The organism is Mesorhizobium sp. WSM4814, assembly GCF_055811595.1.
The window spans coordinates 272,294-297,137 of record NZ_JBVVQT010000002.1 but is presented as its reverse complement, the minus strand read 5'-3'; the positions used below and the strand labels follow the sequence as shown (position 1 = coordinate 297,137).

General features: G+C 62.4%; 26 protein-coding genes. 6 read left to right on the top strand and 20 right to left on the bottom strand.

The features are described 5' to 3' along the window. Positions 1 to 12 precede the first annotated feature (12 nt). The 5 genes from pldA to AC0L2V_RS04660 form a co-directional block, all read right to left on the bottom strand. On the bottom strand, positions 13 to 819 hold the full coding sequence (pldA, locus tag AC0L2V_RS04680) for a 4-pyridoxolactonase (protein ID WP_473519572.1): 807 nt from the start codon (positions 817 to 819) through the stop codon (positions 13 to 15). 48 nt (positions 820 to 867) lie between these two features. Next, positions 868 to 1,803, bottom strand: a complete 936-nt coding sequence (locus AC0L2V_RS04675) for a putative B6 ABC transporter permease subunit 1 (protein ID WP_473519571.1) — start codon at positions 1,801 to 1,803, stop codon at positions 868 to 870. Between the two features lie 4 nt (positions 1,804 to 1,807). After that, the gene (locus AC0L2V_RS04670; protein ID WP_287259655.1) at positions 1,808 to 2,905 is read right to left on the bottom strand and encodes a putative B6 ABC transporter permease subunit 2; all 1,098 of its coding nucleotides are present in this window, start codon (positions 2,903 to 2,905) and stop codon (positions 1,808 to 1,810) included. After that, positions 2,902 to 4,470: a putative B6 ABC transporter ATP-binding protein gene (locus AC0L2V_RS04665; RefSeq protein WP_287259654.1), complete on the bottom strand. Its 1,569-nt coding sequence runs from the start codon at positions 4,468 to 4,470 to the stop codon at positions 2,902 to 2,904. Before AC0L2V_RS04665 ends, AC0L2V_RS04670 begins: the two co-directional genes overlap by 4 nt. A gap of 79 nt (positions 4,471 to 4,549) precedes the next feature. Continuing rightward, positions 4,550 to 5,578, bottom strand: coding sequence for a putative B6 ABC transporter substrate-binding protein (locus AC0L2V_RS04660; RefSeq protein WP_128182162.1), 1,029 nt, complete (start codon positions 5,576 to 5,578; stop codon positions 4,550 to 4,552). A gap of 103 nt (positions 5,579 to 5,681) precedes the next feature. On the opposite strand from AC0L2V_RS04660, the gene AC0L2V_RS04655 reads away from it, so the two are divergent. After that, complete coding sequence (locus AC0L2V_RS04655; RefSeq protein WP_473519570.1) at positions 5,682 to 6,101, top strand: hypothetical protein; 420 nt, start codon at positions 5,682 to 5,684, stop codon at positions 6,099 to 6,101. A 39-nt stretch (positions 6,102 to 6,140) separates the two neighbouring features. Here the strand turns inward: AC0L2V_RS04655 and AC0L2V_RS04650 are convergent, their stop codons facing one another. The 8 genes from AC0L2V_RS04650 to AC0L2V_RS04615 form a co-directional block, all read right to left on the bottom strand. After that, complete coding sequence (locus AC0L2V_RS04650) at positions 6,141 to 7,151, bottom strand: ABC transporter substrate-binding protein (RefSeq protein WP_473519569.1); 1,011 nt, start codon at positions 7,149 to 7,151, stop codon at positions 6,141 to 6,143. 33 nt (positions 7,152 to 7,184) lie between these two features. Further along, entirely contained in the window at positions 7,185 to 8,000 is an 816-nt protein-coding gene (locus AC0L2V_RS04645; protein WP_287259650.1) for an ABC transporter permease, read from the bottom strand. Next, positions 7,997 to 8,839 carry an ABC transporter ATP-binding protein gene (locus tag AC0L2V_RS04640; RefSeq protein WP_287259648.1) on the bottom strand — a complete coding sequence of 281 codons (843 nt, stop codon included), beginning with the start codon at positions 8,837 to 8,839 and terminating at the stop codon, positions 7,997 to 7,999. The genes AC0L2V_RS04645 and AC0L2V_RS04640 overlap by 4 nt, the downstream gene beginning before the upstream one ends. A 124-nt stretch (positions 8,840 to 8,963) precedes the next feature. Then, positions 8,964 to 9,893, bottom strand: a complete 930-nt coding sequence (gene fhmpcd1, locus AC0L2V_RS04635; protein ID WP_353682783.1) for a 5-formyl-3-hydroxy-2-methylpyridine 4-carboxylate 5-dehydrogenase — start codon at positions 9,891 to 9,893, stop codon at positions 8,964 to 8,966. Then, entirely contained in the window at positions 9,893 to 10,513 is a 621-nt protein-coding gene (locus tag AC0L2V_RS04630; protein ID WP_287259646.1) for a glutathione S-transferase family protein, read from the bottom strand. Before AC0L2V_RS04630 ends, fhmpcd1 begins: the two co-directional genes overlap by 1 nt. A gap of 20 nt (positions 10,514 to 10,533) precedes the next feature. Further along, the gene (locus tag AC0L2V_RS04625; RefSeq protein WP_473519568.1) at positions 10,534 to 10,941 is read right to left on the bottom strand and encodes a RidA family protein; all 408 of its coding nucleotides are present in this window, start codon (positions 10,939 to 10,941) and stop codon (positions 10,534 to 10,536) included. A gap of 9 nt (positions 10,942 to 10,950) precedes the next feature. Next, on the bottom strand, positions 10,951 to 12,084 hold the full coding sequence (locus AC0L2V_RS04620) for an LVIVD repeat-containing protein (protein WP_287259645.1): 1,134 nt from the start codon (positions 12,082 to 12,084) through the stop codon (positions 10,951 to 10,953). A gap of 72 nt (positions 12,085 to 12,156) precedes the next feature. Further along, on the bottom strand, positions 12,157 to 13,308 hold the full coding sequence (locus AC0L2V_RS04615) for a cupin domain-containing protein (protein ID WP_128168452.1): 1,152 nt from the start codon (positions 13,306 to 13,308) through the stop codon (positions 12,157 to 12,159). 26 nt (positions 13,309 to 13,334) lie between these two features. Between AC0L2V_RS04615 and AC0L2V_RS04610 the strand changes: the two genes are divergently transcribed. Further along, a complete protein-coding gene (locus tag AC0L2V_RS04610; protein ID WP_287259644.1) occupies positions 13,335 to 13,568 on the top strand; it encodes a hypothetical protein in 234 nt (77 codons plus the stop codon). Between the two features lie 16 nt (positions 13,569 to 13,584). Here AC0L2V_RS04610 and AC0L2V_RS04605 read toward each other — a convergent pair whose 3' ends face one another. Continuing rightward, positions 13,585 to 15,213 (bottom strand): GMC family oxidoreductase, encoded by a 1,629-nt coding sequence (locus AC0L2V_RS04605; RefSeq protein WP_473519567.1) that lies wholly within the window; start codon positions 15,211 to 15,213, stop codon positions 13,585 to 13,587. Positions 15,214 to 15,424: 211 nt separating this feature from the next. On the opposite strand from AC0L2V_RS04605, the gene AC0L2V_RS04600 reads away from it, so the two are divergent. Then, complete coding sequence (locus AC0L2V_RS04600; RefSeq protein ID WP_091591403.1) at positions 15,425 to 16,102, top strand: FadR/GntR family transcriptional regulator; 678 nt, start codon at positions 15,425 to 15,427, stop codon at positions 16,100 to 16,102. Between the two features lie 46 nt (positions 16,103 to 16,148). Continuing rightward, positions 16,149 to 17,693, top strand: coding sequence for a GMC family oxidoreductase (locus tag AC0L2V_RS04595; RefSeq protein WP_473519566.1), 1,545 nt, complete (start codon positions 16,149 to 16,151; stop codon positions 17,691 to 17,693). 73 nt (positions 17,694 to 17,766) lie between these two features. On the opposite strand, the gene AC0L2V_RS04590 is transcribed toward AC0L2V_RS04595, so the two are convergent. The 6 genes from AC0L2V_RS04590 to AC0L2V_RS04565 all read right to left on the bottom strand — a co-directional run bounded on the left by AC0L2V_RS04590 (position 17,767) and on the right by AC0L2V_RS04565 (position 22,594). Further along, complete coding sequence (locus AC0L2V_RS04590) at positions 17,767 to 18,594, bottom strand: inositol monophosphatase family protein (RefSeq protein ID WP_287138000.1); 828 nt, start codon at positions 18,592 to 18,594, stop codon at positions 17,767 to 17,769. Next, positions 18,584 to 19,471, bottom strand: coding sequence for a tRNA 2-thiocytidine(32) synthetase TtcA (gene ttcA, locus AC0L2V_RS04585; protein WP_473494228.1), 888 nt, complete (start codon positions 19,469 to 19,471; stop codon positions 18,584 to 18,586). Before ttcA ends, AC0L2V_RS04590 begins: the two co-directional genes overlap by 11 nt. A 137-nt stretch (positions 19,472 to 19,608) precedes the next feature. Continuing rightward, complete coding sequence (rpsD, locus tag AC0L2V_RS04580) at positions 19,609 to 20,226, bottom strand: 30S ribosomal protein S4 (RefSeq protein WP_023798277.1); 618 nt, start codon at positions 20,224 to 20,226, stop codon at positions 19,609 to 19,611. Positions 20,227 to 20,548: 322 nt separating this feature from the next. Beyond that, the gene (locus AC0L2V_RS04575; RefSeq protein WP_023717374.1) at positions 20,549 to 20,737 is read right to left on the bottom strand and encodes a DUF3008 family protein; all 189 of its coding nucleotides are present in this window, start codon (positions 20,735 to 20,737) and stop codon (positions 20,549 to 20,551) included. A gap of 62 nt (positions 20,738 to 20,799) precedes the next feature. Then, complete coding sequence (murI, locus tag AC0L2V_RS04570; RefSeq protein ID WP_473519565.1) at positions 20,800 to 21,612, bottom strand: glutamate racemase; 813 nt, start codon at positions 21,610 to 21,612, stop codon at positions 20,800 to 20,802. A gap of 133 nt (positions 21,613 to 21,745) precedes the next feature. After that, positions 21,746 to 22,594, bottom strand: a complete 849-nt coding sequence (locus tag AC0L2V_RS04565) for an RNA methyltransferase (protein ID WP_473519564.1) — start codon at positions 22,592 to 22,594, stop codon at positions 21,746 to 21,748. 217 nt (positions 22,595 to 22,811) lie between these two features. Here AC0L2V_RS04565 and AC0L2V_RS04560 point away from each other — a divergent pair, with 217 nt between their 5' ends. Then, positions 22,812 to 24,023: an NADP-dependent isocitrate dehydrogenase gene (locus tag AC0L2V_RS04560; RefSeq protein ID WP_023798280.1), complete on the top strand. Its 1,212-nt coding sequence runs from the start codon at positions 22,812 to 22,814 to the stop codon at positions 24,021 to 24,023. Positions 24,024 to 24,031: 8 nt separating this feature from the next. Further along, complete coding sequence (locus AC0L2V_RS04555) at positions 24,032 to 24,658, top strand: glutathione S-transferase family protein (RefSeq protein ID WP_473519563.1); 627 nt, start codon at positions 24,032 to 24,034, stop codon at positions 24,656 to 24,658. Positions 24,659 to 24,844 lie beyond the last annotated feature (186 nt).

The following is a 24,844-nucleotide window of genomic DNA, read 5'->3' as shown; positions in this document are numbered from 1 at the left end:
CGTTGGCGGCGGTCAGCCGTAGAATTGCGTGCCGGTCCGATAGGTCTTGAAGTTTTCCATGTCGTGCGAATACATCAGCTCGGCCCCATAATCCTCGGCGAGCTTCTTCACCTTGCGCATCGAGTTGACACCCGCCACCGGGTCGATGTGGAAGGCCGCCTGGCACAGCGTTTCAAGGCTCTTCTGCGTGTAGGCCGCATCGATGGTGAACATGATCGGCTTGCGCTTGGGAAATTCGACCAGCAAGCTGTAATGGCCGATAGAATGGCCGGGCGTCGAGATCAATTTGACCCCCCTGGCAAGCTCGACATCGCCGTCGATGCCCTCGAAGGTCGAGTTGGCCCGCGTCGTGCCCTCCAGCAATTGCGCGGTCGCGCCACGCGCTTCGGCAGCCTCCACCGAAAAGCTCAGATCCGAATAGCCAAGGTGCTCGAAAGGCTGGGGATTGCAGGCCTGCGGCACCTCGGTGCGATGACAGATCTTCTTGGCATGCGGAAAATACTTGTTGCCGCCGCAATGGTCGAAGTGGAAATGCGAGTTGACGACGACGTCGATATCCTTCGACTCGAGGCCGAGCAGCGCCAGGGCGCCGGGAATGGTCTGGTGCTTTTCCTGGATCGGCTTTTCGAAAGGCAGCACCTTCATGACGTGGTCGTAGTCGTAGCCGGTGTCGATGAGAAACCGGCCCTCGGCATGCTCGATCAGGATCGAATAGACGGGAAAGCGCACTTCGCCGCCGGGGCCGCGATTCCAGAACACGTGATAGCCGTCGAGAACGAGCGAGCCACCATCGAGCAGGTAGACCTTGGTATCCGACATTTTGTTCTCTCCTCTGTTGGCGCGGGTCCCGTCCGCGCCTGAACCTGATCAGCGCACGCCGCGCTCGTATGGAATGCCGAGCGCTGCCGGCAGGCTGGCCCGCCGGCCGAACAGAACCAGCATGATCATCACCGCCAGGAACGGCAGCATCTGGATGACGTCGGTTGGTATGTTGATGCCGGCCACCTGCATGGCTGTCGTCAGCGACAGGCACACGCCGAACAACAAGGCACCGAACAGCACCCAGACCGGGCGACCACGCGCCAGCATGGCAAGCACGATTCCGAGAAAGCCCGCGCCATTGGTGATGAAGGGAATGAACAGGCCGGCGCCGACATTGGCGAGAAAGGCGCCGCCAAGCCCTGCCAGCGCTCCAGTCGTCAGCACGGCGATGGTGCGGGTTCGTGCGACGTCGATGCCGGCGACGTCAAGCGCGGCCGGCTTGTCGCCCGCCGCCTGCAGGTTCAGGCCGAGCTGCGTGCGCCGATAGATGTAGCCCATGGCGAAAACCAGTGCTACCGCCAGGTAGACGATCAGATGCTGCCTGAACAACGCCGGCCCGATCACCGGAATGCCCGACAGCAACGGAATGACGGTCACATCAACCGCTGGCAGGCGGGGATAGCTGCGCGAAAACTGGAAATGGTGGAGCAGCGCCGTCAGGCCTTCAAGTCCCAATGTCAGCGCTATGCCGATGACGATCTGGTTCAAGCCGATGCGCACGCAAAGCAGCGCCATGACCAGCGCCACGGCGATACCGCCGCCGGCGCCGGTGAGAAAGCCCAGCCACAGCGATCCGGAATAGAAGGCGCCGACGAAGCCGAGATAGGCGCCGGCCAGCATCATGCCTTCGATGCCGATGTTGAGCACGCCGGCCTTTTCGGACATCTGTTCGCCGAGGCCGGCCAGCAGCAGCGGGATCGCCGCGGTGACGGCGCCAAACAAAAGCGCGCTGAGAAAGACTTCGCTGAACAGCCCGGTCATAACTTCAGGCCCTCCGCGACTGATTGTAGCGGTGATCGATGTATTCGGCGAGCGCGAGCACGATCAGCACGATGGAGACCAGCACCAGCGTGAAATGATTGGGCACGCCGAGGCGGCGGGCCGCGCTCTCGCCGCCGATCGACAGCACCGAAAGCAGGAACACGAAACCGATGGCGGCAAAGCCGTTCATGCGGGCGAGGAACACGACGGGAATGACCGCCAGCCCATAAGCGGGGTTCCAGTCGGCGCGGACGTTACCCTGGACGCCGAGGATATCGACAGCGCCGGCAAGTCCGGCCAGCCCGGCCGAGATGGCGAAGACGGCAATGGTGAGCTTCGGCACGCCGAGCCCCGCATGGATGGCCGCGCGTGGGTTGGCCCCGACGATCCTCAGCTTAAGGCCGAAGGCCGTGCGCGTCATCACCAGATGTACGGTGATGATCGCTGCCAGTCCCAGAAGCAGGCCGCTGGTGATGGTCGTGTCGAGCAGACGCGGCAGCCGGTCCTCGACCAGCAAGGTGCGGGTCTGCGGCACGGTCGTGCCCGAATCGCGAAACACCAGCTTGACCAGCACATTGGCGAGCGAGGTGCCCAGGAACGTCATCATCAGCGTAGTGATGATCTCGTTGACGCCCTGATAGGCCCGCAAAAGGGCCGGCACCAGCGACCAGAGCATCGCAACCGCCATGGCGATGACAAACGAGCAGATCAGCGCCAGCCAGGCAGGCATGACTTCCACGAAGAGCGGGGCGCTGGCGGCGGCCGTTACCGCGCCGAGCAGGAACTGGCCATCGCCGCCGAGATTCCACATGCCGGCGCGAAAGGCCACGATCAGGCCAGCGGCAAGAAACAGCAGCGGCGCCATGCGCGTCAGCGTCTGCTGGATGCCGAGCGGCGACAAAAGCCCTCTCTCGAGCACAAAGCGATAATAGGCAAGCGGGTCGACGCCGACGGCAAGCAGGATGCAGCCGGCGATGATAAGCGCGGCCAGTATAGGGCCGATGGTCATCAGCAGCCGATGCTGGATATCGCGGCGCGTGACCACAGCAGCTGTGGCATCGAGTGCGGTTGCGCCGGCGGCTGGGACGGTGTCGATGCTCATGCGGCAAGTCCGATCATCAAGCGACCGATCTTGGAGCGGGCATCGCCGACATTCTCGACCGTGCCGACCAGCGAGCCGTTCGAGATGACGGCGATGCGGTCGCACATGCTGAGCAACTCCTCCAGGTCGGTGGAGATGAGCAGCACGGCAAGGCCGCGTGCCGCCGTATCGCGGATTCGCTGGCGCGAAGCCAATGTATTGGCGAGATCGAGGCCATAGGTCGGCTTGTTGAAGATCACCACTTTTGCGCCTTCGGCGAGTTCGCGCGCCAGCAGCACCTTCTGGATATTGCCGCCGGAGAGCCGGGCGACCGGCGTTTTCAGGCTGGGCGTGCGCACGTCGTATTCGCGGATCAGCTGAGCGGCGCGCTTGTCGATTTCACCGCGCTGCTCGACGCCGTTGCGCCAGAAGGGAGCGGCGCCGACCTGCTTGAGGAAGAAATTGATCGAGACCGGAAAAGTCCCGACCGTGCCCTCGCCGAGCCGATCGTCGGTCAGGTAGCGAAGGCCTCGCTCACGGCGTTCGCCGACGCTCAGCGCCTCGATGGGCGTGCCCTGCAGCCGCACCGAACCGCTCACCGTCGCCCGCTGGCCAGCCAGCGCCTCCGCCAGTTGCTTCTGGCCATTGCCGTCGATACCAGCGATGCCCAGCAGCTCGCCTGGACGGATGTCGAACGAAATCGATAACAAGCCCGGCGCGTCGTCTGTCGGTGCGACCGCGAGTTCATGGACCTGAAGCAGCGGAGCCGCTCCGGCGTGAATGGTGCGAACCGGACGCTCGGACGCTTCCGGGTCGTCCTTCTGCTTGCCGAACATCAATTCGACGATCTCCGAAACGATCGCCTGCTCGCCTAGCGCGCGAAACCGCTCGGGAGGAATTTCGCCGACCTTGCGGCCGAGTTTCAGCACCGAGATTCGATCGCCGAAGGCCGCCGCCTCCTTGAGCTTGTGGGTGATGAAGACGATCGCCAGCCCCTGTTCGACAAGGCGGCGCATCAGCGCGCCCAGCTCATCGATGCCCTTCGGCGTCAGCATCGAGGTCGACTCGTCGAGGATCAGAATCCGGCTGTTGCGCACCATCGCGCGCAGGATCTCGACCTGCTGCTGTTCGCCGAGCGAGAGTTCCGACACCTTGGCATGCAGCTTGACCGTGATACCGAGCGCCCTGGTGATATCGGCGACGCGCGCTTCCAGTTCCTCGGTCTTGGGCCGCTGCCACCACGGGCCGCCGAGCAACAGGTTTTGCGCGACCGTCAGCGTCGGCACCAGCATCATGTGCTGGAATACGGTTCCGATGCCGAGCGCCAGCGCATGGCGCGGCGAGGTGATCGCGATAGGCTCGCCGTCGACCAGTATGCGGCCCTCGTCCGGCTGCTGCAGGCCGGACAGCATGCCGATCAAGGTGGATTTTCCGGCGCCGTTTTCACCGAGCAGCACATGCACTTCACCCGGACGGATAGCCAGATCGACGCTGTCGTTGGCGACGACGCCGGGAAACCGCTTGGTCACGCCCTCAAGCGCGACGATGTCGCGCTTGTCGACCGACAATGAGGACCCACTACTCATGAATGCCAAGGCCTTGAAAACATGAAATCGGTCCGGCGGGGTGAATTGTCACCCCTCCGGAAGCGTGCATTGAAGCGCCTTACTGGGCAACGCTTGTCATCAGCGCCCTGACGGCTGCTGCATCATAGACCGGATCGACCTTGGTCTTGCCGGAAACGATGTCCTCGCGCAGCGTCTGGATCTCCGCCCATACATTGTCCGGGATCGCAGCGGTTTTCAGAAGCTTGACCGAATCGTCCTTGAGGCCGATCGAGTAGCTCTTGGTGCCGAACGTGTCGGCTTTGAGGTCGGCGATCATCGCCGCATAGACCGGCTCGATGTTCCAAACCACCGACGACAGCAGGAAGCCTTTGTCGATCGGCGTCTTGTCGCCGATGACGTCGATGAAATAGACCTTGCCGCCATCGCCGGCCTTGGTCGTTTCGACCGCCTGCAGCATACCGAAGCTCGAGCCGTTGCCCTGGCCGAAGATGATGTCGGCGCCCGATGCGATCACGCTTTCGGTAACGCGCTTGCCGCCGGCCGCATCGCTGTAGGCGGCGGGTCCGATCACCGCATAGGTGACCTTGACGTCCGGGTTCTCGGCCTTCACACCTTGCGCGAACGCCGCCGACTGCGAGTTCCACGACGGAGGCTCGCCCGACACGACGATGCCGACCGACTTGGAACGCGACATCTTGGCGGCGAGACGGCCGGCAAGGTACGCACCTTCGTGACCGCTCAGCGTGTAGTCTGCGACGAGCCCAGCCTCCAGGCCGGTCGGCGTGTCGACGATCGCCACTGGCACCTTGGTTTCCTTGGCGATTTCGGGAGCCGCGGTGTTGTACCCGCTGGCATGGGCAATCAACAGGCTGGCGCCGTCGGCCGCCAGTTCGCGCAATGTCGGGCGCACGTCGCCATAGCCGAGCCCCTGCGCCGTCACTATCTCGACACCGGCAGCTTTCGCCGCTGCCTTGGCAGCGTCGATGCCTTGCTGGTTCCAGCCATAATCGGTGCCTTCTTCCGGCGTCAGGATGGCAATGGACTTGACTTCGGCGGCAAGTGCATTACCCAGCAAGAGGCCGCTTAATATAACAGCGCTTACGCTGCCCTTCAGGAACTTAGACATGTTACCCTCTCTGTTCGGTTGACCCAAGATATTCTTATTGTTATTGCGCAAAAGCGAGGTAGACTGCCTGAACAATTCCACACGGAGTTCAGGCAAGGTGGTTGTGCGATACATTCTTCCGATAATTCTGGCGTTCACGTCGTTCGCCAACGCGGTTGAATTGCGGCACATCACTGTGCGAACCGGCACCGAAGGGCTCGATCCGGTGCCGCTGACGATCTCGAATGCGGGGCGTGAGGCGCTTTCCTGCAATGCAGACTTCGCCCACTGGTATTCGGCCACGATCGCCACCGCGGCGCCTGGCAAGAGCGCCCGTGTCGAGCTGTGGTTCGATCCAGAAACCGGGATGTTTGCGATCCTCAACGACAAGCGCGAAAACCTGCCTGTCGAGCGGCTGTGGTGCGGCCTCGCCAGACAGGCATACGCCACGCGCGTGCAAATCGCGCTCGACCGGACCAGTGGAAGAAAGGGGCAAATGGCCGTGACCTGCAGCAGAGCGGACGACAGGCTGGTCTGCCGGTAGACGCTCGCTTTTTGCCAGGTCAGACACCGCCCCCGACCTTCACTCTGCCGCCAGGAATTTGTCGGTGAAGACGTCGTCGGCCGACAGTGCCGTTTTGAGCACGCCCTGATCGGTCAGCGTCTTCAAGGTCTCTTCCCATTGGGTCTTCGTCATCCAGCCGAGGCCGTGTTCCTTCGTCGCCGGGCTGTTGAACGTCGAAGCGATGTCGGCCTTGAGCTGGGCCAGCAGCACATCCTTCTTCTCCGCATAGCCAGGAACGGCCTTGGCGGTGATCTCGGCGGCTTCTTCCGGATGGGCCGCGACATAGTCGAAAGCCTCCCTGTAGGCCTTCACGAAGCGGCGCACGACATCGGCATTGTCCTTGATCATCGCTTCAGAGGTGAACAGCCCCGATCCATAGGCCTTCCAGCCGTGATCCGCGCCGAGCATGATGCTCAGCGACCCTGGGCCGCCAGCCTTGGCTTCAAGTTCTGGCACTTCTGCGTCGAGATAGCCGACGACCGTCTGGACCCGTCCGAGCAGCAGGTAGCTTTCGTAAGGCGGCGAGACGCTGTTGAGCGTCATGTCCTTCTCGCTCATGCCGTTGGCAGCCAGGAAGCCCCTGAAGAAAATGTAGGTGGAGCCCGCCGGGTGAATGCCGATGGTCAGGCCCTTGAGGTCTGAAGGCTTGGTCAGCTTGAGCGTCTTGGCGAGCGAAATAATGCCCAGCGGCGACTGCTGGTTGACCGCCGCCAGCGCCACGACGGGAACATTCTGCGACCTTGCCACGGCAAGCGTGGGAAGATCGCCGAAGCCGAATTCAGCGTTGCCATTGCCCACCAGCCGCATGGCGTCCGGCGAGCCGGACCCTTTGCGGACCTCGCTCACATCGATCTCGTTCTTGGCGAAGAAGCCTTTTTCCTTGCCGACAAAGAACATGGCGTGATTGCCGCGCACCACCCAGTCGAGCTGGACGTTGACCGTGTCCGCCGCCAGCGCCGCGTTCGAGAAGCCAAGCGCGCCGACAAACGCCGCAAAAGTGGCTGCCTTGATAAGAGAGCGTCTCAGCATTGTCTGTTCCCTTGTTTGGTTGTTCGAAAGATCCTAGGCCTGGCTGAATTTCGGCGCCCACGGCACCACGACACGCTCAAGAATTTCGGCTGCGTAGTAGAAGGCGATGCCGAGCACTGAAACCAGCAGCAGCGCCGCGAAGACAAGGGCCGTGTCGAGTTGGGTCGACGCGAATTGGATGACGTAGCCGAGCCCGTCCGAGGCTCCGGCAAATTCGCCGACGATGGCGCCGATCACGCTCAGGGTCGCGGCTATCTTGGTCCCGGCCATCAGGCTCGGAAGCGAGTGGGGGACACGGATCCTGAACAGGATCTGGGTCGGGCTGGCGCCGACCGAATTCATCAGCGACAGAAGCGAACGGTCGACCGATTGCATGCCGGCCAGCATCGACAGCGTCACCGGGAAGAAGGCGATGACCAGAATCAGACCGATTTTGGGAGCGAGCCCATAACCGAACCAGAGGATGAAGATCGGCGCCAGCGCGACCTTCGGCACATTCTGGAACAGCACGACGAGCGGGTAGAGCGCGCGGCCCAGCCAATCGAAGCGCACGATGACGAGAGCAAGCGCAATGCCGACTATAACCGAGACAAGAAAGCCAAACAGGATTTCGCCTGCCGTGACCACCGTCGCCTGCATGAGAGTGCCCCACTGCGCGACCAGCGATTTCGCAATCTCGGATGGGGCAGGAACGATAAAGGAAGATATCGAGAATATCCGCACCGCCGCTTCCCACAACACGATCGTCACCAGCAGAAGGATAGCCGCCGGAAGCCAGCTGCTTGTTGCCGCGGCCCAGCCGGAAACCGGTTGCGGCGATGAGAGATTCATGAGGGGTTGCCTGCTCACGTCGCGCCTCCCGGCTGATGACTGGAGCGCAGCATCGTTCGAAGTTGAAGCACCAGCCTGACGAATTCGGGGACTTCGGTCACGGAAGCGTCGCGCGGATAAGGCAGCGGAATGTCCAGGCTCTGGGTAATGCGTCCCGGTTTGATTCCCAGCACATGGACTTGGCGCGACAACTGAATGGCTTCGTCGATCGAATGCGTCACGAAGACGATCGTCTTGCCGGTCCGCTGCCAGATCTCCAGCAGCGACTGGCCCATTGAGTCGCGGGTGATCGCGTCAAGGGCGCCAAACGGCTCGTCCATCAGCAAGACCGCCGGATCGAGCGCCAAAGCCCGGGCGATGGCAACCCGCTGCCGCATGCCGCCAGACAGTTCGTTTGGGCGCTTGTGGGCGGCATCGCCAAGTCCCACCAGTTCCAGCATTTCCTGTCCACGTGCCCGCAGCGCCGAGCGCGACATCGATTTGTCGGCGATGCCGAGCAGCATCGAGGCATTGTCGACGGCGTTTTTCCACGGCAGCAGATTGGCATCCTGAAAGACCAGACCGATCATCCGCTTGCGCGCCGCTTCGCCTGGCGAAACGCCGGCAACCGAGACGCTGCCGCTGCTCGGATTTACCAACCCAGCCAGCACTTTGAGCAGCGTACTCTTGCCGCAACCCGAAGGGCCGATCAGGGAAACGAACGAGCCTTGCGGAACTGCAAGGTCTATATCCCTGAGGATCAGCTGCCGGTTCCGATCCGTGCCCATGACCACCGTAACGCCTTTGGCGGAAATGAGATCGCCGTGGCGGATGTGGGTCGGTCGGCCGCCGGCGGGTCGAATGGTTTCAACCTGCATGGTCGGTCACCCCATGCATCGTGATTGGCCGCAGCTGCGCTGTCTTGATGGCACAGTCCGCATGAACGGCCAACCGGGTGAAGTCTCCGGCATGGCCAGCCTCATGCCTCACTCGTGCCATCGGCTACTCCCGGCCCTCGAGGATGCGGCGCACCGCGACCAGCTTGCGCGCCCGTTCGCCTTGCAGCGCCCTTATCTGTTCGGGCGTGTAGGAGAACATGCCCTCGCCCGACTTGATGCCGAACTTTGATGCACCGGTCTTCTCCAGCACCATCGGCGCCACATCATCCCGATTGGAGAGATCGGCGTTCAGGAACGAAGAGACGGATTTGTAGATATCGAGGCCGGCCATATCGAGCAGCGCCATTGGCCCGATGACGGCGATCTTGTAGCCGATGCCCCAGGATACGCAGGTGTCGAGATCCTCCGGTTCGATGACGCCGCGCTCGACCAGATCCACCGCTTCACGCAGCAGTGCGTAAAGAACGCGATTTTCGACGAAGCCGGGAACGTCTTTCTTCACGACCACCGGCAACAGGCCAATCGAGCGGATCAGGTCGCGTATCGTCGCCACCGTTTCGGGCGCGGTCTTCTCGCCGCCGATCACCTCGATCATCGGAATGATGTGCGGCGGGTTCGACCAGTGCATGCCGACCATTCTCTCGGGGTGCGAGATATGGGCCTGCAGCTTGGTGATCGGAATACCCGACGTATCCGAGGAGACGATCACCGAAGGACCGATCAGCGGGTCGATGGCGCGATAGGTTTCGGCCTTGATGTCGATATTCTCAGGCACATTCTCGATGACCAGTTCCGCACCATCAACGGCCTCGGCGATGGTGCGGGCGAAGCGCACCGTGCCGGCGCCCGTTGCCGGCACCTTGATGTCGAGACGGTCCAGAACCCCGCCGGCGATGTCGAGCATGCCGCGGGCGCGTTCGACCGCGACATCGGAAACATCGTACGCCGCCACGTCGAGCCCGCCGCGCGAAAGCCGCGCGGCGATGCCCGGACCCATCGTTCCCAGTCCGATGAGAGCGGCGCGCTTGATCATCATGCGGCCTTTGCGGGAGCCGCAGCGGTTGCCGCCTTGAAGGCTGGACGAGCGGCGACTGCGGCGACCCAGCGCTCGAGATTGGGCAGCGACGGCCGGTCGATCTTGAAGTCGATGCAGCGTTTCAGGATCGGTGCGCAGGCGATGTCGGCAATGGTCAGCTTTCCCAGCGCCAGGAATTCCTTGCCGGCCAGATGCCCGTCGATGATCTTGAGCTGCGCCACCAGGTCCTTGACCTGTTCCTTGTATTCGGCGGTCTGTTCCTCTGGCGTCAGCTTGGCGCCCTTGAAGGCAGCCATATAGCCGGGATTGACCGCCGCCAGCAGAAAATCCATCCAGCGCTCGACCTCGGTCTTTTCCGCAGGGGTGGCGCCGTTCAGCCGCTCGCCGCCGGATGCCGCGAGATAGCGCAGGATGGTGTTGGACTCCCAGATCACGGTGTCGCCGTCGACCAGCGTCGGGACTTTCGACGTCGGATTAAGCGCCTTGTATTCGGCCGTCTGGGTGTTTTCGAACTGGCGGCCGTAATCCTCGCGTTTGTATGGCGCGCCAAGCTCTTCGAGCATGAAGAGCACCTTTTGAACGTTGCCCGATGTCTGGCGGCCTAAGAGCTTGTACATATCATCTCCTCGATTGTGGCCTACTTGCCGGCCGGCAGCGGCTTGTAGACGATAGCGTCCATTTCGATCTTGGTGTTGATGACGGCCTTTGCCTCCACCGTCGTGCGCGCCAGCACCGCGTCGCCGATCCCTTCGAGAAACGCCTTGTTGTAGCGGCCGAAGTCGCGCGTATCCTCGAGATAGGTGGTGATCCGCACGACATCGGAGAGCGTTGCGCCCTCATCGGCAATGACGCGCGCGATGGTCCTCAGCGTCGCCAGTGTCTCTTCCTCGATCGTGCCGCTGATCATGTTGTTGTTCTCGTCCTTCGGCACCTGGCCGGAGACGAAAATGAAATCGCCGGCACGCACCGCCGGATGAAACGGCAGGTTCGGATTCTTCTTGCCGATGGCGTAGTGGTTGGCGGATTTTCGCGTGCTGTCGCTCAACCTATCCCCCTAGAGAACGCTGGTTTCGATGATATCGACGCCACGGACGCGGTCGATGAGGTAGACGATGCCGCGATCGTCGATGGTGACGTCGTTGGAAGACGATCGCTCGGCGCCCTCAGGCGCATCGGGCACGAAATGGCCGACCTCCTTGGGTGCGAACGGGTCGGCGATGTCGACCAGCCGCAGCCCCTGGGCGAACCATGCAAACGGAATGATGGTGCCCTTGAACCGCTCGGAAGGCTGATGGCAGCCGGTCATTGGCGGTTGTGGTTCGCCATCCGGGTCGAGGCCAGGCACCTGGAAGGTCGAGATCGGCAGCGGGTTCGTTTCGTCGGTGATGTCGTAGATCCAGGTGAAGGCCGGCGGCGAAGCTCGGAGCTTGGCGACATCCTCGTCCGCCACCACCATGATGTTGCGGCCCTTGAGCGGCTGCGGGATCGGCAGGCATGTGTGCGTGGGATGCGGGAAGCTCGGGCTCGAATTGACATGCGAGACAAGCTTCGGCTTCGAAATGTCGGAAATGTCGAGGATGAAAAGGCCGTGATGCCAGTAGCTGACATAGAGCCGGTCGCCCATGCGTAACGGATGGTGGCAGCGCGGCGTGACGTAATCATGCCACGGATACTCTTCGCCGCCGCCGGTCCATTGCCCCGGTATCCACCAGCGGCCGATTTCGACCGGATTTACCGGATCGATCAGGTCGAGGATCATCACGATGTTGCCGACATAGCCGTCGGCAGTCGGCGAGATATAGGCATAGCGGCCGTCATAGTCGTAGCGATGCACGCCATGGCCGCCGGTTATCCACTTCGAGATCAGCCTCGGCTCCGCCGGTCGGGTCGTGTCGTAGAGCGCCAGGCCACCGCCGAAATCGGCCGGGCCCGCATTGCCGAAGCGCTCGTGGTTGATGATCATCAGACCGTCCTGGGCGCGCACCTTGTGCGAGTGCCAGCCGGGCGGAACGTCGATCGTCGCGACCTTCCTGGGATTGCGCGGATCGGAAATGTCGACAAGCGTCGTGCCGCTCGGCGGACGCATGTGGCCGATATAGAGAATGTTGCCGTCGACCCAGACCTGACCACCGCCCGGACAGTCGACATGGCCGATCTGCTTTGTGTTGAACGCCGAAACCAAATGCATCCGCCCTTGCTGCTGAACCGTCTCGTTCGATGTCCGCGCCACTATGGCGGCGCGGACGGTTTCCGCTGCAAACTAGACGATGCGGAGCAGATCGCCGGCCTGGTTGCGGCCCCAGCGCTTGTAGAGCAGCAGCGCCTTCTGTGTCGGCGCATCGGTCGCGCCGAAGAAGATGACCGGCTCGGTCGAGGAGCCATTGATATGCTCGACCCAGCAACCGCCCGGTATGGCGATCGTATCGAACTGGTTCCAGTCGTAGCGCTTGCCATCGATCATCGAATGGCCATTGCCGCGGAACGGCGCCAACAGCAGGCTGGCGGTCTCGCGTTGCGGCAGCGTCTTTTCGCCCGGCCGCAACATCTGCACGTAGAAGTTGATCGTGCGGAAGACCGGGCCGCCGGTGGTGGGGTCGACATAGTCGATGACGATGCCTTCATGCGGATCGCCGTCCCAATCCTTGTGCGCGTCGAGGATCGCTTCCATCTTTTCCCAGCGATAGACATACATCGGCGACGACAGGCCGCCGCCGCGCTTGTGGTCGACGAAGCGCGGCATCAGGCCGCCCTCGCCATAGATTCGCTGCGAATAATCGCTCGGAAAACGCGCGGTCTGCACCTTCTTCTCGACTTCCTTGCCGTCGACCATCTCGGTGTATTTGTGATCGAAATGCACGGCGTGCAGCGTCTCGACCAGCGGCAGGTCGAGGACAGAAAGGTTGACCGCCTGTTCGCCGCCGACCGTGCCGTGATTGTGCCAGGCGTCGTTCGGCGTCAGCACCATGTCGCCGGGGCCGAAAACCACGTCCTCGCCCTCGACGCCGGTAAAATTACCCTTGCCGGTCAGGCCAAAACGTATGGCGCTCGGCGAATGCTTGTGCGGCGGCATGATCTCGTCCGGATCATTCAGGCGGTAGGCGGTGTACATGGTGCTGACCGAGGCGCGCTTGGGCGCGAGCCCCGGATTGACCAGGATCAGCGACCGGCGCTCGCTGTCGTCCATGGTCACCAGTTCGGCGGCGCGCTGCAGCAGCGGCTCGATATCGGCATAGGACCAGACGAAGGGGATCGCCTTCGAGGTCGCCATGAGCTGCTTGATCTCGTCGTGATCGACGCCTTCCGACGTCGCCCAGAACGGGAACATATTCTTTTCGTAGAGGGCGTCATAAAGGCCCTTCAGCGCTGCCTTCTTGTTGGTGACGGTAAGGTCTGCCGGTTGCGCCAAGGACATCTCTGACACCTCTCTTCACGAAGAAAATGCGTTTAACCAACTCAACCGTATTCGGATTGGTTTTTCTGGACAATCCCAAAACTGAGAATTTTAAAAATTTTTGGTTGAGTGCTTCTATGGAGGCCGAATGGCCCCAAAAGGGGCAAGAAAGTCGAAAAGATGCGAGAAAATGGCCGGCGGATCGTACCATTGCGGCCGTGGCAATCGCTCGGCAGCCCAACCAACTCGAATTTTGTTTTCAACCAAAGGAACTTGGTTGAACCCGGGCGACAGCAATCAGGCGGCCATGCTTTGTTCAGCACGGCCGCGGATCAGGTCCGAGGCCTTTTCGGCGATCATGATGACCGCCGCATTGATGTTGCCGCAAACGAGATCCGGCATCACGGAAGCATCCACCGCGCGAAGGCCGGCAACGCCGCGCACCCGTAGTTGCGGGTCGACCACCGACTCCGCGTCGACACCCATGCGGCAGGTGCCGGCCGGATGATGCACAGTGATCGAGGTGTTGCGAATATGCTCATCGATCTCATCGTCGCTCTGGCATTGTGAGCCCGGAAAGAACTCCGAGGCGATGAACGGCGTCATCGACGGTTGTGCAGCGAGGTTGCGCGCGACGCGGAAGCCGGCGCGAAGCGACTGCCAGTCGTGCGGCGATGACAGGAAATTCTGGTGGATCAGCGGCGCAGCCAACGGGTCGTTCGACGCCAGTTCCACGCTCCCCCTGCTCTTCGGCTGGACGGCGACGATGCGGGTCGCAAAGCCATCGGCGAAGGGCGCCTTGAATGGCGGCATGTAAGGCCATGCGGCAAGCGGCGCAGCCGTGAAAAGCAGCTGAACATCCGGCAACGGCCGGCTTGCATCGCTCTTCAGAAACGCCACGACCCCGCCGGGCACATCTCCCGAAAAGCCCTTTCCGGTAAAATAGGTCTTGACGAAATCCAGCCCGATACGATCGGCCCGCATCATCTTGTGGAACGGCCCCGGCTGCTTGCGCCGATACATCAGAATGACCGAGACATGGTCCTGCAGGTTCTTGCCGACCTGCGAACGGTCTACTTTCGTCTCGATACCATGCGCGGCGAGCTCGCCGCTATCGCCGATCCCCGACAGCATCAGCAACTGCGGCGTGTTGATGACGCCGCCGGCAAGCACGACCTCATGCCGCGCCAGCACCTGGTGGGTCGCGCCGCCCCTGGTATAGGCGATGCCGGTCGCTCGCCCATCCTTCAGCACGATCCGCGTCGCCATCGCGCCGGTCAGCACCTTGACATTGCTGCGGCGCATGACGGGACGCAGATAGGCCGACGCGGTCGAGCAGCGGCGACCGTTTGCGATCGTCATCTGCAGGCGACCAAAGCCTTCCTGCACCGGGCCATTGTAATCGTCGGTCTGGGGGTATCCGGCATCCCGGCTCGCCGTAGCGAAGGCATCGATCAGTTCGTCCTTGTAGCGGCAGAACTGCGTGTTCAACGGCCCGCTGCCGCCGCGATAGTCGCTCTCGCCCTTTTCCCAGCGCTCCTGCTTCTTGAAATAGGGCAGCACCTTGTCGAATGACCAATCGGTGAGACCGCTGGCCGCCCAGCGATCGTAATCGCCGCGATTGCCGCGCACATAGGCCATGGCGTTGGTGGAGGAGGAGCCGCCGATGACCTTGCCGCGCGCACATTCGACCTTGCGTCCGCCGACATTGGCCTCGGGCTCGCAGAAATACATCCAGTCGTGACGGCGTTCGGTCAGGATCTTACCCCAGCCGAGCGGGATGTGGATCATCGGATCGCGATCCCAGTCGCCAGCTTCCAGGAGCAGCACGGAAACATCAGGATCTTCGCTCAGGCGGTTTGCAAGCACGCAGCCGGCCGACCCGGCTCCGACAATGACATAGTCGAATGTTTCCCCAAACGGCATGCACTGTCCTCAGGAGAAGACGGCCCCGCCGAGATATGAGCCGTCAAAGAAACAACTGCGGTACTCAACCATCGCGCAACTGGTGTTGTCAACCACCGGGCGCAGATGTAGATTGGTTGAGTTGGTTGAGTGCCGTTCTCATCGATTCCGTGTCACAACTTGATATCGGGACGTCGAGTCGACCGCTGCCGATCAGACAGGAGATTTGGTTTTGAGCGCATTCGAGCCGCAGGTCGTATCTTCGGACCTCGACGACATCATCGCAGCGGTCCGCCAGTTGCAGCAGGGCGGCGGCAAGCTTCCTTCCGAGCGTGACCTTGCCGAACATCTCAACGTGAAACGTCATCAGCTTCGCAAGGCGCTCGAGATGCTGCGCCAATCAGGTGATTTGAAACCGACGCGCGCCAGGCGTGCGCCGACCGCCCTGCCCCGATATGGCGAAGAACTTGTCAGGGTAACCAACCCCATCGAGGTTCTGGAGTTGCGCCTGCTCATGGAACCGGGCCTCGCCCGGCTGGCATCGCTGCGCGCCTCCTCGTTCGAGACGGCCCGGATCATCGATGCGGCAACCACGCCGGAGAATGCCTCGTCTGGCGCGGTCGATTTCGCTTTTCATTCCGCCATCGTCGCTGCCGCCCGCAACCATCTTGCCGCCGAATTCTACAAGATGCTGCGCCAGGTCGGGGTCGATGCGCGGGTCAAGGTCGCACGGACCGCAGCGCCCACCTGCCCTAAGCGGATCGCCGAGCGCGACGGCGAACATCGTCTGATCGCCGAAGCGATCTCGAAACGCGACCCCGAAGCAGCCGAAGCGGCCATGCGCGCGCATTTGCTATCCGTGCAAAGACGAATCACGGAACGGTCGAATGCCGGCGCTTTTGCGGCATGAGCGTCTCGCTTTCTAGCCAGACAGCCTGCTCGCGGGAACTTTCAAATTGATGCGTCATTTCGACGTGCTGATCGTCGGCGCCGGATCTGCCGGCTCGGTGGTGGCTAGCCGGTTAAGCGAGGACAGCGCGTGCCAGGTCGGCTTGATCGAAGCCGGGGTCATGCCGTCCGATCCCGATATCGCCGACCCGTTGAAATGGACGATGCTGCAGGGCCGCGCCTATGACTGGGCTTATCGGACGGTGCCGCAACCCTTTACCGCAAACCGCGTCCACGAATGGCCGCGCGGAAAGATCGTCGGCGGTTCTAGCTGCCTGCATGCCATGGCCTATGTGCGTGGCTATCCCGATGATTTCCAGCCCTGGGCAGTAGCAGGCGGCGAGCGCTGGTCCTTTTCGGGCTTGTTGCCGGGCTTCGTCCGCAGCGAAGCTTTCACCGCGTTCGATGCGCCGTCGCGCGGCCGCTGCGGACCGTTGGACGTCTATCTGCCGGATGCGGAGGTCAGCCCCGTCGTCCGCGCCTATATAGCCGCTGGACAGGCCATGGGGATCCCCGCCCTGACCGACCACAATAGCGGCGACCTCGCCGGCACGAGCCCTAATTCGCTGAACATCCGCGCCGGCAAGCGCCTGAGCGTCGCCGACGCCTACCTGCCGCCGGAGGTCATGGTGCGACCGAACCTCGCTCTGCTCACCGCTCACGAGGTCGATCACCTCGTGCTGGAAGGCCAGCGGGCCACGAGTGTGGCTGTCGTGTGCGATGGGGAGAGCATGACGATCTCCGCCGACAGGATCGTTCTTTGTGCAGGCGCGGTGTCGTCGCCGCTCATCCTCATGCGATCGGGCATCGGCGATCCGGATACGCTGAAGCGGGCGGGGATTCGCTGTCGTGCCGACCGGCGCGATGTCGGCCGCAATCTGCAGGACCATCTGCTGGCCCTTGGGAACGTCTACAGCACGAAAAAGCCGCTGCCCCCGTCGCGCCTGCAGCACTCGGAATCGCTGATGTACCTGCACGGCAGCGACCCGACCCGTTCGACGGGAAGCCCCGATATCGTACTCGCCTGCGTCGTTGCTCCATCGGCCGCAGTGGGCTTGAATGCACCACCCTACGGCTCGGCTTTCACGATACTATGCGGCGTCACCCAGCCGACCAGTCGTGGGCGCATCGCACCGGGCGGGCCGGGCCGAAACGATGCACCGATCATCGATCCGCATTATCTCGAAACCGAACATGACCGGGCCGTTTTCCGGATAGCGCTGAAGACGGCGCGCGCGATTGGCCATCATCGAGCGCTCGACGAGTGGCGCGATGTGGAAGTCCTGCCGGGATCACAGGTGCAGTCGGACGACGAGCTTGATGCTTTCATCGCCAGCGCTGCCTCCACACATCATCATCCTGCCGGCACGTGCAGGATGGGCGGTGATGCCGACGCAGTCGTCGACCCGGATTTGCGGCTGAACGGCTTCGACAACGTCTTCATCGTCGACGCGTCGGTGATGCCGACGATCCCGAGCGGACCCATCAATGCCGCGGTAGTCGCCATAGCGGAAACCTGGGCGTCAGCTCCGCCTAAAGCGCGTCGCGTTTGACCGCCGCATTAGCGCATGATCCCAAAAATCGGATCGGCCGGGCATGGCCCGAATCGGATCGATCCCAAACGGCCTATTCCGCCCAGAGTTCCCGGCGCAGTTCGCGCCAGCTTGCTTCGTCCGGTGCGACAAGAAGGCCACCGCCGACATGCGACGGCCGATAGGTGCTGCCGTCGAAACGCGCGGCGTAACCACCGGCCTCGGCATGGATCAGCACACCGGCCAGATGATCCCACGGCATCAGCTTGTTGTAGACGACGAAGTGGGCGTGGCCGCTCGCCAGCAGGCGGTATTCGTGGGCCGCGCAGCGATAGCCGAATTGCGACAAGCATTTCGTCTGGTTGCGCGCCAGCCGTGACCGTTCCGGCTCGGGCATGTATTGCCAGGAAACCGCGCCGGTCATTTGCGAGATCGGCGCAGGCTCGGCGACATGCACCTTCTCCAAAGTGCCATGCGCATGCCGTATGTGGCTGCCAGCACCGCTGGCGCCGATCAGCCAGTCCTTGCCGATGGGATCGTGAATGATGCCGGCGACGGTCTCGCCCTTCACGACGACGCCGAGCATGACGCCGAACAGCGGCACGCCTGAGGCGAAATTGAAAGTGCCGTCGACGGGATCGATGACGAAGGCGAGATCGGCTTCGCCGAGGCCCTGGAGCAGCGCCGGGTCGTCGGAGCAGGCTTCCTCGCCGACGATCATCGCCTGCGGGTAGCGCTCACGCAGCCTGACGGTGATGAGCCGCTCGGCACTCACATCGGCCTCCGTCACCAGATCGGCTGCCGAGGTCTTCTGGCGGACGTCGCCCTCATCCAGCCGGCGAAAGCGCGGCATGATCTCGGCAATGGCAGCGTCGGACAGAAGCGTGGCGAGCCAGTCGATCGCGGTATCGTCAAATGTCATCGGGAATGTCTTGCCTTGCGGTCAGGGTTTCGTTGAGTGCGGCGAAATCGAACAGCTTTCTGTCGAGCAGATGCGAGGGCCGCACATTGGTCATGGCGTGGATCATCGTGTCCTTGCGGCCGGGCATGCGCTTTTCCAGGTCGTCGAGCATCGCCTTCATCGCATTGCGCTGCAAGCCGTCCTGGCTGCCGCACAAATCGCACGGGATGATCGGGAACTTCATGGCGCCGGCGAATTTTTCGAGATCGGCCTCGGCGCAATAGGCAAGCGGCCGCAGCACCATGACGTCGCCGTCGTCGTTGAGCAGTTTTGCCGGCATGGCGGCGAGGCGCCCGCCATGCAACAGGTTCATGAAAAAGGTCTCGAGAATGTCTTCGCGGTGGTGGCCAAGCACCAAAGCCGAGCAGCCCTCCTCGCGCGCGATGCGGTAGAGATGGCCGCGCCTGAGCCGCGAGCACAGCGAACAATAGGTGCTGCCCTGGGGAAGCTTGTCGGTCACCACCGAATAGGTGTCCTGATATTCGATGCGGTGCGCAATGGCGTATGTGTTGAGATAATCGGGCAGAATGTGCTTTGGAAAGTTCGGCTGGCCCTGGTCGAGATTGCAGGCCAGCAGGTCGACCGGCAGCAGCCCGCGCCATTTGAGGTCGAGCAGCAACGCAAGCAGGCCGTAGGAATCCTTGCCGCCAGACAGGGCGACCAGCCAGCGTTCGCCGGGCCTGACCATCGAAAAATCGTCGATCGCCTGACGGGCGAGACGCAGCAGCCGCTTGCGCAGCTTGTTGAATTCGACGGAGGACGGCACATCGGCAAACAGCGGATGAAAGCCGCGTGCGGCGTCAGTGATCGGTTCGATTGTTTCTGGCAGCATGTTCATGGCGCGGCGGCCCCAAAAATCCTTGTTGCTGCCCGGAGTAGCGCATCGGCCCGCAAATCGAAATCGATTTTCGGAACCGCAAAGAAAAGGCCGCCTCGAGGGCGGCCTTCGATGATGTCGCAGATGAAAAAAATCGATCAGCGCGAATAGAATTCGACGACCAGGTTCGGTTCCATCTGCACGGCGAAGGGAACATCCGACAGGCCGGGGATGCGCCCGAAGGACGCCGTCATCTTGTTATGATCGACCTCGATGTAATCAGGCACGTCGCGCTCAGCCAGGCCTACCGATTCCAGGACGATCACCAGCTGCTTCGACTTTTCGCGCACTTCGATGACATCGCCCGGCTTGCAGCGGTACGAGCCGATGTTGACGCGCTTGCCATTGACATTGATGTGGCCGTGATTGACGAACTGGCGAGCGGCAAAAATGGTCGGCACGAACTTGGCGCGGTAGACGACCGCGTCGAGACGCGACTCGAGCAGGCCGATCAGGTTCTCCGAGGTGTCGCCCTTGCGGCGGTTCGCCTCTTCATAGACCTTGCGGAACTGCTTTTCCGACACGTCGCCGTAGTGACCCTTCAGCTTCTGCTTGGCACGCAGCTGCAGCCCGAAATCGGAAAGCTTGCCCTTGCGGCGCTGGCCGTGCTGGCCAGGACCGTATTCGCGCTTGTTGACCGGGGACTTCGGGCGGCCCCAGATGTTTTCGCCGAGACGGCGGTCGATCTTGTATTTCGCGGATTCGCGCTTGCTCATCGCATTCCCTTTCAAAAAGACACACCCGGCACCTCATGGTCCGGGTGAAGGAAACGCGCCCTCCTCTGGCCCCCGTTTTCGAGACCTGACAGGGTTCTCCCACGCAACGCGGCGGAAAACCCACGGGACACGTCATTGCACATAAAGAAACCACCGGACGTTGCGGCCCGGCGTTGGGGGCTGATTAGACGGAGATTTGACTGGTGTCAAGGTCGCGGTAGGCGTCGATGATGGCAGCCGATACGCCGCGGTATCCCCGCGCGCTGTGTGCGGGACCGCGGCTATCCAATCATGGGACCTGTCCTGCGGGTGGGACAAGCGGCTAGTGTTTCGATTTCTTCTCCGGCAGGCCCTTGCGCTTGGTCTCGGCGAACTCCTCGAGCTGCTTTTCGCTCATCGACTTGTACATTCCCTTCGAAGCGCCTTTCAGCTCGCTCTTCTTGGTTTCGCCACGCTTGGCGGACAATGCCGCGCCGGCGGCTTTCTGCTGGGCTTTTGAAGTGGCTGGCATGATCGTTTCTCCCGTCTTGCGATGCGGGAAAAACGCAGCGGTCGTGGTGATGTTCCCAGATATCAGGAAATCGCCAGCCCAAACCCCTGCATCAGGCGGCGAGTCGGGAAATCGACCCGATTCGAGGTGAAGACAGCAAGGTCGGCGCCTTCCGGCAACGCCTCGCCGCGGTGGCTGGCCTCGGCATGCGCGAGCAGCGAGAGCGCCCGCCGTGCGATCGCCTCGGCGGGATCGAGCCAATCGACCGGCCAGGGTGCCGTCTTGCGCATGCGATTGGCCAGAAAGGGATAGTGGGTGCAGGCAAGCACGACGATGTCGGTCCGCAATTCGTCATGTTCGACGAAGCACGGCGCGATCTCGGCACGCACCGCCTCTTCATCGACAAAGCCATCGCGCATATAGACTTCGGCCAGTCCCGCCAGACTATCGCTGCCAACCAGGCGGACATGGCATTTCTGCGCCCATTTGCCGATCAGGTCGCGGGTATACTGGCGCTTGACGGTGCCGGGCGTCGCCAGCACCGAAACCAGCCCGGAGCGCGTGCGTTCCGCTGCCGGCTTGATCGCCGGCACCGTGCCGACGAAAGGATGACCGGGAAATCTTTCGCGCAGCGCATCGATGACCAGAGTCGAGGCGGTGTTGCAGGCGATGACCGAAATGGCCGGCGAAAAACGGTCGAGCAGCTTGCCGAACAGCTCCAGAACATGTGCCCTCAGTGCCGCTTCCTCCCAAGCCCCGTAAGGGAAAGCCGCGTCGTCGGCGACATAGACGAAGCGGCGGTCGGGCATCAGCACCCGCGCTTCGCGCAGCACGGTCAGGCCGCCGATGCCGGAATCGAACATCAGGATCGGGCGGGCGCTTGAAGGATCGGTCATTGTCATCGTCTACAGGAGAAGGCGGAGAAGGCTGCGGGCCCGCGGCGGGAAGATGGTCACAAATCCTGATCCATCATTTTTGGGATGATGGACCACAGCAAATAACATTCGGTTACGGCTAAAGCCCTGTCTCTCAGGCCTGGTCCTTGTCTGCCGCCTTGGCGGCGCGGGCCGCTGCCGGAAGCCGCCTTGGATCATCGCCCGGCGATCCGTCGCCGCGCGGCATGGCCGGCGAAAACCTGTCCAGCGATGATATTATGCCGCGCAGCACCTTGAGCTCCGGCTCGGCGAAGCCGGCGCGCGTCAGCACCGCGCGCAGGTTGTCGACCATTTTCGGCTTCTTCGCCGCCGGGCGGAAATAGCCGCGCGCTTCGAGCGCCCCTTCCAGATAGGCGAACAGGCCGTGCAACTTTTCCTTGGTCGCCGGCATCATGTCGGGACTGGAAAAATTGGTTTTGGTCTCGTCTTCCAGGCCCGACTTCATCCACTCATAGGACATCAGCAAGGCGGCCTGGGCGATGTTGAGCGAGGAGAAGGCGGGATCGACCGGGAAGGTGACGATCTCGTCGGCGAGGCCGACCTCGTCATTGTAGAGCCCGAACCGCTCGCGGCCGAACAGGATGCCAGTGCGCTGTCCGGATCGCTGGCGCGCTCTCAGCGCCCTGCCCGCCTCGACCGGTCCGCGCACCGGCTTGAAATTGTCGCGCGCGCGCGCCGTGGTGGCGAAGACGAAGTTCAGGTCGGCGACCGCCGAGGCCAGATCGTCATATACTCCAGCGGCATCGATGACGTGGTCGGCGCGGCTCGCGGCAGCGCGCGCCTTTTCGCTCGGCCAGCCGTCGCGCGGATTAACGAGGCGCAGCTCGGACAGACCGAAATTCGCCATGGCGCGCGCGACCATGCCGATATTCTCGCCGAGTTGCGGCTCGACCAGGATGATCGCCGGGCCGGTGGCAGGAAAGATGTCGTTGCTGGCTTGCATTGTCTCAATGAACTGCTGTTTGCGGCATTTCAGCGTCCCCTGCCATATCCGGCCGCGAAAATGAAGCTTTGGCAGGCAACGCCCGATGCCAGGGGCGAGCCCGCTGGGGCGGATCGCCGTTTGCGCGGCCAAAAATGCTTTGATATACGGGCCGCATCCCCGGCCAAAGCCATGCGGGCAAGGCCGTTCCGATCCCCAACAATGAGGCATTCTTTCCATGGCGAAGATCAAGGTGGCGAACCCGGTCGTCGAACTCGACGGCGACGAGATGACCCGCATCATCTGGCAGTTCATCAAGGACAAGCTGATCCACCCCTATCTCGACCTCAAGCTTGAATATTACGACCTCAGCGTTGAGCACCGCGACGCCACCAACGACCAGGTGACCATCGATTCGGCCAATGCCATCAAGAAGCATGGCGTCGGCGTGAAATGCGCGACGATCACCCCCGACGAGCAGCGTGTCGAGGAATTCGGGCTGAAGAAGATGTGGAAGTCGCCGAACGGCACCATCCGCAACATCCTCGGCGGCACCATCTTTCGCGAGCCGATCATCATGAAGAACGTGCCGCGGCTGGTGCCCGGCTGGACCAAGCCGATCATCGTCGGCCGTCATGCCTTCGGCGACCAGTACCGCGCCACCGACTTCCGCTTCCCCGGCAAGGGCAAGCTGACGATCAAGTTCGTCGGCGAGGACGGCAAGGTGATCGAGCATGACGTGTTCGATGCGCCGGCCGCCGGCGTCGCCATGGCCATGTACAATCTCGACGACTCGATCCGCGAATTCGCCCGCGCCTCGCTCAATTACGGCCTGCTGCGCAACTACCCGGTCTACCTCTCGACCAAGAACACCATCCTCAAGGCCTATGACGGCCGCTTCAAGGACATTTTCCAGGAAGTCTACGAGGCAGAGTTCGAAGCCGAGTTCAAAGCCAAGAAGCTCTGGTACGAGCACCGGCTGATCGACGACATGGTTGCCTCCAGCCTGAAATGGTCGGGCGGCTATATCTGGGCCTGCAAGAACTATGATGGCGACGTTCAGTCGGACACCGTGGCGCAAGGTTTTGGGTCGCTCGGCCTGATGACCTCGGTGCTGATGACGCCAGACGGCAAGACGGTGGAGGCAGAGGCGGCGCACGGCACCGTCACCCGTCATTATCGGCAGCACCAGAAGGGCGAGGAAACCTCGACCAATTCGATCGCCTCGATTTTCGCCTGGACGCGCGGCCTGGCGCACCGCGCCAAACTCGACGACAATGCCGAGCTGATGCGTTTTGCCGAGACGCTGGAAAAAGTCTGCATCCAGACCGTCGAAGCCGGCTTCATGACCAAGGATCTGTCGCTGCTGATCGGTCCCGACCAGCCATGGCTTTCGACCACCGGCTTCCTCGACAAGATCGATGAGAATCTGCAGAAGGCGATGGCCTGACCAGCGTTGTGAGCAGGCCCGTCGTCTACGGGGCGGACTACAGCGTCTATGTGCGCATCGTCCGCCTCGCACTCGAGGAAAAAGGCATCGGCTACGAACTCGTGCCGGTCGACATCTTTGCGGCGGACGGCATTCCGGGCTGGTATCTCGACCATCAGCCGTTCGGCCGCATCCCGGCCTTCGAGCATGACGGGTTCCGCCTCTTCGAGACCAGCGCGATCGCCCGCTATGTCGACGAAGCCTTCGAAGGCCCCACGTTGCAACCGGCCGAAGCCCGATCTCGCGCACGTATGAACCAGATCATCGGCATGCTCGACGCCTATGCCTATCGGGCCATGGTCTGGGATGTCGCCGTCGAGCGACTGGAGAAAACGGCGCCTGACGAGGCTTTGATCGCCAATGGGCTTCTGCAGGCGGCGACAGTGCTTCGCGCACTCACCTCACTGAAAGCCGCCGGGCCGTGGCTGCTGGGCGAGCAACTGACGCTGGCCGACCTGCATGCAGCACCCATCATCGGCTATTTCGTCAAGGTCACTGAGGGACAAAACCTGCTGGCGGAGTTCGCCGATATTCGGGACTGGTGGGCTCGCATCGCCGGACGGGAGAGTTTTGCGAAGACCGGGAAGGCCGGGTGACAGCAGGGGCCCGTGCCTGCCCGCTGGTGCGGCGCTCCCCTTCTCCCCCTTGTGGGAGAAGGTGGCCTCGCGAAGCGAGGTCGGATGAGGGGTGTTCCAGCTTGGCACCAAAGCGCTCCGGCCAGCACCCCTCATCCGTCTTGGCGCTGCGCGCCAATCCACCTTCTCCCACAAGGGGAGAAGGCA